A 10,231-nucleotide genomic window follows, 5' to 3' on the forward strand; every position below is an offset into this window, starting at 1 on the left:
GTTGCTTAATCCCAAAACAGCGCTCTTCTTTTTTAGTTTTTTGCCGCAGTTCGACCGTCCCGAAAACGGTGTCATTTTCATGCAACTTTTGTTGTTGGGGGTACTATGATCTGTAGACATATGTAGACATCCATAAATAAGAAATTGTCTCCCAGACTGGGAGCGCCTTAGCAAATAACTGATTAATAATTAGTCCAAGGAAAAAACTATAATCAATCTGTCAATTCGTTTGGTTGATCACGCCAAATGGAATATGAACAGAAGGTACGACCTCGCTCGTACTCAGTAAGTGCCTGGATTGATCATCAAAAAAGATGTGTGGTTTAAGAATTCCTAATACTTTCCCTTTTTCAATCCCCCCAAGAAAGAATGCGTCATTTGCCATAACGCCCCAACTTTTTAATGTCGTTACTGCTCTTTCATGCGATGGCGCATTCCTGGCTGTCACTATTGAGATTCTCAAACGGATCTCATAACCAGGATTCTGTATCTTATACTTTTCTTCCACTGATTGGATTTTTGACATTCTGACAAGGAATTCTTTGAGTGGTCCAGGATTATGCGGGTGCATGACATTTTTAACTTCATTAGCATGGAATTCATCGAGCCCAGAATTTTGCATGACAGATTCAGATGCGTCATCGGCCAGAACTCCATCGAAATCGAAGTCGATCCTAAGAGATGAGTCCGTTTCATCATCAACAAATTTTGAATTCAATACTTGTCCTGCTGGGAATCCTGCCTTTATTGCAGCGTCAACATCATCCTTATTACCTGATAGAAACAATGCAATATTAAGTGCAGGGATATATTTATATGGCGAACGCCCTTGCATAAATATTGCTCTGGTCATGTTTAGGTTGTAATGCTCAATAGATCTCATGACTCTTAGGCCTGTATCAGGATCATTTCGCGACAGTAAAACTACTTCCACCAAGGGATCATTAATCGGATCCGGGCTAAGATCATTAAGAGAGAGCAGACGCTTGATAAAGGGAAACGCTATCCCTGTAGGTAAATATTGATCAAGGTTCTTTTCCTGAAATTTTCTGTATTCCTGTTCACCTTGTTTTTTAAATACGTCATCTGATTCTTTCAAATCAAAAACAGCACTTGAGGCAACACCTATGACAAGACGGTGTTCAAGATCGTAAGCCATTAAACCCCCTAAGAATATTTCTGTGTATAGTACAATATAACTGTTTCGCGATGTAGGTGGGGCAAAAGCAGGTGATGCCATGATGAATTCTTCCCTGCACGGAACAGGAGCTATGATGCAAACTGAAATGCAAAAAGCTAGCTTAGATTTCTTAAGCAAGATTCTTAAATCTGGCTCCCTGACTGGGATCGCCTTTGCCAGTAACTGGCTAATAAGTAAGCTAGAATTCTTTTTCTGTCAAGGCCACCAGAATGACCACCAATTTTTATTAATCTCTCGGTGGTAAATGCCTGCTATCACACCTGCGGTGATATCGGATATTTATGTTCGATGTAACTCATGCTAATGTTTACTGCGCCGCGCAACATCTAAAACGAAAACATCAATTAAGCCACTGAGATCAGCCGGTAATACTGCATCAATACTAATTTTAAGCTCCTGAGCGGTTTTAATTCCGTGGGTTTTGCGGCCAGCAACGGTTTCGCTTTCTCCAAACCATATGACAAGAAAGATACCCTGCTGCTCGGCATCAGGATGAATGGCATAACGGTCATAGAGTTGGGCTGACGCGGCAGAATATAACTCTCTGTGCCACTGGCCTTTGACTTCCGTAACCAGCAGCCGTCTTTTTCCACCAATCGACTTAGATGCTGTGAAGTCACTCCTGTTTTGACCTTTCAACTGATGCTCAGGTGTTATCGATATGCCCTGAGGTTCGAGTCTTAAATTAAGACGTTCAGCAATGATCTCCGTAGACTTCACCTCATCAAGGCGTTCATTTTTTTCATAGAAGCGATCTGCCGAGTTAAACTCACCGCCATCAATCGCTTTCTGGAAATCATGAAGCTCCTGAAGAACTAACTGACGCAGGCCTTCAACAGTAACCACTGAATCACAATCCAGATGTTGGACTATTTCATCTGGCGTCGGTGGTTCAAAATCCCTGAGCGCTTTTTTCCTGAGCTGACCAGCATATATACTTTGCAGCCCTTTATGCTGGCTTGTGAGACGTGGATCGGTAAGAAGGCGACCCAGTACAGGTATTGCATTGTCAGGAATATCTGATTCAATTGACCAAATTAAATCAGTCAAAAAGCGGTAGGCTTTTTCCTCTTTAGGGCTATCGCTGCCCCAATGACTTGGCAGTTCAACACGCGGCCATTGTTCAAAGAAAGCGTCTAAAATGGCTTCAACCTTAATTGAGGTAAGTTCCGGCCAGGCACGGTGCTCACTTCGGTTCATGCGCCCAGAACGTTCATAAAAATGCAGTAAATTATCTTTGTTAGATTTTAGCCATGCCCAATAAGTAGCTGTAATGCTCTCGAGAAAGTAGAACTCCCGTACCAGCCAGAATATTCGCTTGCGTTCAAAATCCTCATCTTCTGTCGGATTGGGCCAGCCTGATATTATCTCTGAGCAACGTTCTGCAATAATCTCTTTTAAATCATCACGATCGCCGTATTTAGCAGCAATTTCAAAAAGTGTATCTACTGAGTTAAGAGATAAATCGGTAAAGCGACGAAGCCATTCAATGGAAAGTTTAGCGCGTGAATGACGAAAGACCTCTTCTCCACTTAACATCCAGATTTCAGGGTGAGGGCATGGCTGAGCGAGTTGGGGTTCTACGTACTGTCGGAGATATTTTTCAGCACTTTCACTATCAGGAAAAATGAGGCGGTCGATTTCAGTCTGTAGCGCGTCACGTTCTTCCGTCGAAACTGAGTTGTATCCCATGTGAATGTTAGTTCTTATGGCTGTAAGTAACTCAATATTGACACATTCAAGATTGCCTTCTGCACGTAGAATCTCCAGACAAGCTGCATATAAAATCGTCTCAGAATGCCTGTATTTAGATTCGCATTGCAGGGCCGCTAGTTCGGGAAGGGTGGGAACCTCAGGAGTAATGAAATCCAGACAATTTCTTAACGCAGTCCGAACCAGTTTTTCGTCACCAAATTCTAATTCAATTCTTTCCGGAAACATGAGCACAAGTTCTGCAAAACGCACCAGACAACCCCAGTGACGACCACATTCTACAATATCTCTGTTTTCATTAACAAATTTTATATTTCTGGCGTGGATCTCCCGTTGCTTTCTGTCATGACGTTTCATGCTTCGGCTATGTCTGTGTCTGAATCTCCAGACCTGATGCTCCTGTTCGGATAATTTGATTGAATTGTTGTATCGAGCCCATTCGCGCATAAATGCGGGTTTGGAAAGGGCGTGCTGACGCATTTGTGCCCGCAAGTCATCAGAGCCTTGTTCTTCCTTGTTTTTGTAACGTTGATGGCTGACAAGGAAACTCGCCCACAGGTCAACGTTATTTGTTTTAAACGCCAGATTGAGGATGAATTTATAGTCATTCCTCCATAAATGAAGGCCTGAATGTGGGTGCAGGTGTCCGTCGAACTTTTCTACTCTTGTGTTGAATATTTCATTACGATCCGTTAATGGCCCGAATACATGGGCAATGATCTCCTGACGAAGTGTATCATTTTCCCGAAGCACCTGTACCGATTTGCTTTGATCGGCCTGACATTGGCGATGAAAATTGAGATTACCTATCCATTGCCAGATCCTTACTGGATCAAACGGTGCTTGGGTTAATTCAAAATAGCGATCGACCATTGAACCGACGATCTTGCTTATTCCATTGCGACAATCACACTCATAGGATCTTTTCCCACAATGGCAATGAAGATTATGGGTTAATTCGTCCAGAAGAAGTTCAAGAGTATGCGGTGAAAAACAGGAAATAAGCTTTTTAATAAAATAACGAGAGCCAACGACCCTTTCAAATTGTTCTTTGTGATCGGGATAGAGGTTCGCACAGACGCGTATGAATCCAGAGAGATATTTGTGGTCAAATTTCTCTGGTCCTGTAACTTCGATGACGTTAGCTGCAATATTGAGTGAAATATTACTGGCTTCAAAAATTAAAACGGCTAAAGCGCCAATGAAATCGTACTCTTTTACATTGAGTAAGCACATGCTTGCTAAGGTACGAATGTGTTCAGACTCGTTGGGGTTTAAGGTAAGCAGACTTAATTCAGGCGCCAACTGGCTGTTAACCGGGGAATCTACCAGAAGTTCTAAAATTAAGTTACGTAAATGCCCCTCATTGTCCATTGCTAAAAGAGGTTTTATTTCTTCAACAACGTCTTGCGTGAAGAAACCAGCCGCGCTGAACCGGCGCCAGAAATCGCTCCGACGAAAGTAAGGGTCTGCGGCTTCAATCTCTTTGAGTCGATGAAGAAGTTGTCGTTTCGACGTGCGTTCAAGCTGTGATGGATCGCCGTTTGCGAGAACCGCATAGGCGTCAAGCTCAATAATGGATTCCTGTACTGACTTGTTGCCTAATGCCGCCATCCATCCAAGCAGACCTCTCAACTCATCCCTGGCAGTACCGTTCGGTGCAATAACAGGCAAGCACTTTGTTAAACTGAGAACATCCCCTGGGTCGGCAATTCGTTTAATAAGATAATCCGCTGCACAGTATTCAGCGACGATCTTATGAACCGGGCGGTGCAGGTCTTCCTTATCGCCGGGTTTGAAAAGCTGAGTTGACAATATGTCGTAACAGGCAGTACTGCCGCTAAATAACGCTGGCAGCATGGGGTAGATCCGGCTTGCAGTCACGTCGATGGTGCTGACTCCCTCTGCACCCGACAACAGAAGTTTGGCATAAACCTCGGCAGAAAATGAAATCTTCTGTGCAACTGGAAGAGATATAGAGGCTTTCGGGATACCTAGGTTGACTTCCTTGGCCAGTCGTTCGACCGCTAAAGCAAAGATTGAACGTTTGTCAGCAAATCGCCTGTCACTTTCTAAATAGGCATCGGTGAACATTTTCAGAAACTGAGGGTTTGGTAACAACATGTCTAAACTAAACCGAGTGACTTCGGTCTGGAATGCAAAGAAGTCTTCTGCTGGCGCATGGTGCTTAAAGATGGCGTGTTGTTCGTCTTGATCGAATTCTCTCAGTCTCACAATCATAGGGGAGACACCAAGAAATTTTTCAAAAATACTGGTGGAAGCCAGTCCCCATTCGCTTGACCTGCTCGACATGATTACGCGATTTGGCTTTGATGTGCTGGCGAGCGCAAGGAGTTTATGGATACCTGATTGATCGATTCTGGCGACTTCATCAACGGCGTCGATTATCAGTGAGCTATTTTCTTTATCTGCTCCCACATAAGCAAATACGCTGGCATTTAAGACAGAAGTGTTCAGTTTCTGAGCGATACTTTTCATCAGCTCTGTTTTCCCGCCGCCGGGTTCTGCTAACACAACAATGTGCGTTGATTCAGCCAGCAACTCTGTCTCTGTGTACGTCCTGTCACCATGCGTAAAATTACGTTCAAGATAGAAGATTGAATTCATAGTTACAAAATGCTTCGTGTTGGATAGCTCAAAAATTTCAGCAGAAAGAAAAGCTGCGCCTAAGTTCTCTTGCTTATATCAGAGATAGTAAGGCATTTTTTCTTTATCGGGGGGCTGTTTTATCAATTGCTGACCGCATTATACAACTTATGGACATTCATCACATTTTACATTCGCGATATGCAAGTGATCTTACCCACCATATATGGACGCTTAGCCAGTGCAAGGTGTTTCCTGCAATGATCAAAACGAGTAACTGCAGCCATATATCCGGTTTCTGATGGGGTTTTCATTACCCCGAACCATGATGAGCGCCGCCAGGTGAGTACCAATCAATAAGTACGGGCTATTATTACCCCGCCTGGGTATCAGTTTCTCTCACCTGTGATCTTACCTGTTTTGACATCCTGCTATCTACACTCACATTGCCACAACGTGTTATCGGGTCTGAACAGCAATCCGCTTCGCTGCCTGAGCTTGTATCAGGTAGCTAAGCGGATTTTATACTCAGTGCCTTTCGTCAACATCGCCCAGAGCACCCGGGCCGTTTTTGTCGCCTGCGCAACAGCAGCAACATTGTGATGCTTTCGCTGTGACAGGGCGTATAGCCATGGCATGTTTTCTTTATATCTTTCGATCAGTTTCAACACTGATCGGGCACCATGAACCAGAAGATAGCGGAAGTATCCGTCTCCACGTTTGCTTATTCCTCCGAGCCGTTGTTTACCTCCACTGGAGTGCTCTCGTGGTGTCAGACCGAGCCATGCAGCAAACTGTTTCGCCGTGTTGAACTGCTTACAGTTACCCACTGACGCAATAAGGTAAGTTGCCGTCAACAAGCTAATACCCGGCACTTTGGCCACTCTCTGGCAATCAGGTTGAGTCTGGAACCATGACTGAAGATCGTGCTCAACCTGTGCAATTTGCTCTTCTTTTGCCTGTAGTTCTTCCAGTCGGCGGCTGATACTCCGGCGCACAAAAGACGAGAGTTCATTTTCTGCATCCTCCAGTATAGTTGGCACGCTTTTATACAAAGCGCGCATTCCTGTGGGGATACAAAATCCTAATTCGGACAACATTGCCCGTAAACTATTACTGGTCGCAGTGCGTTGTCTCATATACAGGTCACGTTCAGTATGAAGAGCAATAACGGCCTGTTGTTCGATTGTTTTCACCTGTACAAATCGCATATTAGGACGGGTGACAGCCTCGCAAATGGCTTCTGCATCAGCTGCGTCGGTTTTATTGGTTTTGACATACGGCTTAACATACTGCGGTGGCATCATCCGGACTTCGTGACCCTGACGGATAAATATACGGGCGAAATGATGACTTGATGAACATGCTTCCATACCAATCAGGCAGGATGGCTGCTGTATAACGAAGTGTACCAACTGGCCACGGCTAAGTTTTTTTCTTAGAACAGTTTTTCCTGTACGATCAACCCCATGAAAAACGACTACGTTTTTAGCCAGATCAATGCCGAGGGTAGATATTTGCATTTTTGCGCTCCTTTTAACCAGAATGTGACGCTCAACTTTGGCACATCTGATGGCGTTTAAGTGGAGCGTCCATCTCATTAATAGTGGGGTCGTGACTAATTGAGTAAATTTTGGGGATAAAGCTCATACTGCCAAAGAAGGGTTGAGTTAATACCGCTATTTAAACCCCAAACCCATTTCACCTTTGCTGCCTAAGGGGCGCTACGCCCGCCTATACAGGGTCAGTTTTCTCTCCCGTGTGCCTTCCGTTCGCGTATCAGCTTCCGGTTAATCGTTTCCCAACACAACCCGTCCCGCAAGGGTCAATGGCACGCATTCTGCGCCCTTGCGTGCCGGAACGATGTCGGGAAAGCGAACCGTCAGGCGATACGAAGACGAAAATCACACCGCTGACGGAGAAAAAACATGACCATTTCCCTGCATACCACCCAGACTAGCGCCCCTAACACCGCAGCGGCGACCAGCGTATCCCCGCTGGAGCAGTCAGGCTCCTCAAAAACGAAATTTTCTCAAACCAGAACAGATATTTATCAGACTGTCACCAACAACATCATTGCAGCGCTTGAAGCCAGTGTAAAACCATGGTCTTGCCCGTGGCAACGAGTGCCGGGTATGTCTGGGTTGCCTTCCAACTTCGCAACCGGTATCGCATATAGCGGAATGAATATCATGCTGTTGTGGTGCAGTGTGTCAGAACAGGGCTTCGGTGATTCACGCTGGATGACCTACAAACAGGCGCAGGCAGTAGGTGGGCAGGTTCGAAAAGGTGAACATGGCACAACAGCTATTTTCTACACCACGCTGGAGAAGGAAAACGACGCCGGAGAAGTTGAACATATCCCGATTCTGAAAACCTTCACCGTGTTTAACGTTCAGCAAATCGACGGTTTGCCCTTGACAACGGAAACAGTCAGCCCGGAGGCAACCTTTGGGCTGTTGCCGGAGGCTGAAAATCTGTTCCGTAAGAGCGGCGCAAACATCATCGAGAAAGGACAAAACGCCTTTTTCAGACCCTTAACTGATGAAGTCTGGCTACCTGAACGCCATCTGTTTTCAGATGCAGCTAATTTCTACGCTATCGGCCTGCATGAACTTGTCCACTGGAGCGGTGGTAAAAAACGACTTAACCGTGAAATGAAAGGGAAATTTGGCAGTGCAGATTATGCGGAGGAGGAATTAGTGGCTGAGCTGGGAAGTGCTTTTCTGATGGCGGATTTGGGGATTGTTGGAGAGGTGCAGCATGAAAGCTATATTGCCTCATGGCTCTACGCGCTGAAAAACGATAAGTGCTATGTTTTCAAAGCGGCCAGCGCTGCCTCAAAAGCGCATCGTTACCTGATGGGTAAGATTTTAGTCGGAGATGATAAGCCGCAAAGGAGTGCGGCTTTAACCTTATTGCGGGGCGGCAGAGTGACAGAAGTCTCAGGGAGATTAATTTACCTGCGAATTTTTCGGACATTCGATGCCCGGAAAATTCGCAGGCTGCGGGTGCGGGCGGTAAAGAGCCCGTGCATCCCGCAAACGGCGTTTGTACAGCGGTAATTGCTGCAAACGATGGCTCAGGTATGGCTGCTGACTGTGAAGTTTGCAGGACTGCAACGGTAGTAGAGCCTGTTTTTGGTGTTATAATAAGTGTATTATGCCGTGTGATGCGCACGTATTTCATGCAGGAGAGAACCCATGACCGCGAAACAACGCAACACGCAGAGCGTGACCATGACAGTAGAGCGTGCCTTACTGGTAAGAGCGCGTGAGGCGGGTATTAATCTGAGTGCTACCCTGACAACCGCGCTGGATGCAGAGCTTCGCTATCATGAAGCGAAAAAATGGCAGGAAGATAACAGTGAGGCTATCGCAGCACTAAATCGTTTTCATGATGAGCAGGGTTGTTTCAGCGATGAATACAGGACGTTTTAACCATGCAATTCACTGTATACGGTAATACCGGGAAAAGCGTCGTTTACCCGCTGTTGCTCGATGTCACGAGCGATATTATTGGGCAATTGAATCGTCGGATAGTGATCCCATTGCTCCCTATTGAAAAGTATCCGGCAGGCCGCCGACCGGCTCGCCTTGTCCCCGTTGTCAGGCTGATGGACGGCAAAGAATACGCCGTAATGACCCACGAGCTGGCAAGTATCCCTGTCCAGGCTCTGGGGGCGGTGTTTTGTGATGCGTCGCAGCACCGTACTCAGGTAAAGGCTGCCATCGATTTCCTCATTGACGGCATTTAGTCGTGGCTGGCGGGAGCCTGTTCCAGTTCGTCAATAGTGCGGAACAGAAACATCTGGCGTCAAACGGAACCGGAATACCGTACCTTGCCACCGTTCTAATACTGTCAAACAGCCTAACCAGACCGTTGCTGTTAGCATCCAGAAAATTAGCCCACCATTGCAGCATCAGACGGCGCTGTTCAAGGTGCTTGGTGACTTTACTCTCTGTCCGCTCCGTGCCAGAAGCGGAAGTGATGATCAAGTTTAAGCATCATCCTTGACTTGTATGAGAATGGCACTGATCTGGCGGTCAGTAAAACTCCATCGCTTCATCGAAATGCCCTAAAACCTTAGATTAGGAGAAAGTTCTATTTATGCCAGCAGCGATTTTCGGGGGGATTACCTTACCGCTAAATAAACCGAAAAACTGATGCTGGAGAATCTCTAACTCAGTTGTCAATTTTTGTTGACCACTACAGTGCCAGAAAAAAACCATTACTCATCAGCTATTAGTTGGCCATTCTCTTACTGGAAAAGATATTAGGTAAAAAATTGAGCCACAGAGAAAATATATTGAATTAACCTATGGCTCTTTAACATTAGTGACCTGCCCCCAAGATTAGATACAACGCTCAGTTAGTAATGTCGGCTCCTTCTCTCTCAGAATTACCCTTTCTCCAGCCCGCCGCAAATTCAGACGGCGTCTGATAATTCAGCGTGGAGTGCAGGCGACATTCGTTATAATCCTGACGCCATTCACTGATGGTTTTCCTGACATGACTGACGTCACTGAACCCGTGTTCATTCAGGCATTCATCGCGAAAGCGTCCGTTAAAACTCTCAATAAATCCGTTCTGTGTCGGCTTACCGGGCTGGATAAGTTGCAGCTCCACGCCATGCTCAAAGGCCCATTGGTCTAGCGCGCGGCAGGTAAATTCCGGGCCCTGATCGGTTCTTATCGTCGCCGGATAGCT

6 protein-coding genes and 3 pseudogenes are annotated in these 10,231 nt (G+C 45.8%); 3 read left to right on the forward strand and 6 right to left on the reverse strand.

The genetic code is table 11. The annotated features are described in order from the left end of the window. Positions 1–220: 220 nt before the first annotated feature. The 3 genes from AU511_RS15960 to AU511_RS15970 all read right to left on the reverse strand — a co-directional run bounded on the left by AU511_RS15960 (position 221) and on the right by AU511_RS15970 (position 7,044). The gene (locus AU511_RS15960; protein WP_205756463.1) at positions 221–1,240 is read right to left on the reverse strand and encodes a 5'-nucleotidase; all 1,020 of its coding nucleotides are present in this window, start codon (positions 1,238–1,240) and stop codon (positions 221–223) included. 261 nt (positions 1,241–1,501) lie between these two features. Then, on the reverse strand, positions 1,502–5,542 hold the full coding sequence (locus AU511_RS15965) for an NACHT domain-containing protein (protein ID WP_094110273.1): 4,041 nt from the start codon (positions 5,540–5,542) through the stop codon (positions 1,502–1,504). Positions 5,543–6,024: 482 nt separating this feature from the next. Next, positions 6,025–7,044, reverse strand: a complete 1,020-nt coding sequence (locus AU511_RS15970) for an IS110 family RNA-guided transposase (RefSeq protein ID WP_094110274.1) — start codon at positions 7,042–7,044, stop codon at positions 6,025–6,027. Positions 7,045–7,449: 405 nt separating this feature from the next. Here AU511_RS15970 and AU511_RS15975 point away from each other — a divergent pair. The 3 genes and pseudogenes from AU511_RS15975 to AU511_RS15985 all read left to right on the forward strand — a co-directional run. Continuing rightward, positions 7,450–8,394, forward strand: a pseudogene (locus AU511_RS15975) (ArdC family protein); the annotation flags it as partial. Between the two features lie 330 nt (positions 8,395–8,724). Continuing rightward, positions 8,725–8,961, forward strand: a complete 237-nt coding sequence (locus AU511_RS15980; RefSeq protein ID WP_094110275.1) for a type II toxin-antitoxin system CcdA family antitoxin — start codon at positions 8,725–8,727, stop codon at positions 8,959–8,961. 2 nt (positions 8,962–8,963) lie between these two features. After that, complete coding sequence (locus tag AU511_RS15985) at positions 8,964–9,278, forward strand: CcdB family protein (RefSeq protein ID WP_094110276.1); 315 nt, start codon at positions 8,964–8,966, stop codon at positions 9,276–9,278. Here AU511_RS15985 and AU511_RS17950 read toward each other — a convergent pair. The 3 genes and pseudogenes from AU511_RS17950 to AU511_RS15995 all read right to left on the reverse strand — a co-directional run. Next, positions 9,275–9,399: pseudogene (locus AU511_RS17950) on the reverse strand (mobilization protein mobC); the annotation flags it as partial. The gene AU511_RS15985 and the pseudogene AU511_RS17950 sit on opposite strands and share 4 nt — an antisense overlap. Continuing rightward, positions 9,382–9,468: pseudogene (locus AU511_RS17825) on the reverse strand (mobilization protein mobC); the annotation flags it as partial. The pseudogenes AU511_RS17825 and AU511_RS17950, both read right to left, overlap by 18 nt. Positions 9,469–9,889: 421 nt before the next feature. Next, a partial coding sequence (locus tag AU511_RS15995; RefSeq protein WP_139829404.1) for an integrase core domain-containing protein occupies positions 9,890–10,231 on the reverse strand: 342 nt, incomplete at its 5' end.

It is taken from the genome of Lonsdalea iberica, assembly GCF_002111585.1.
Classification (GTDB): domain Bacteria; phylum Pseudomonadota; class Gammaproteobacteria; order Enterobacterales; family Enterobacteriaceae; genus Lonsdalea; species Lonsdalea iberica.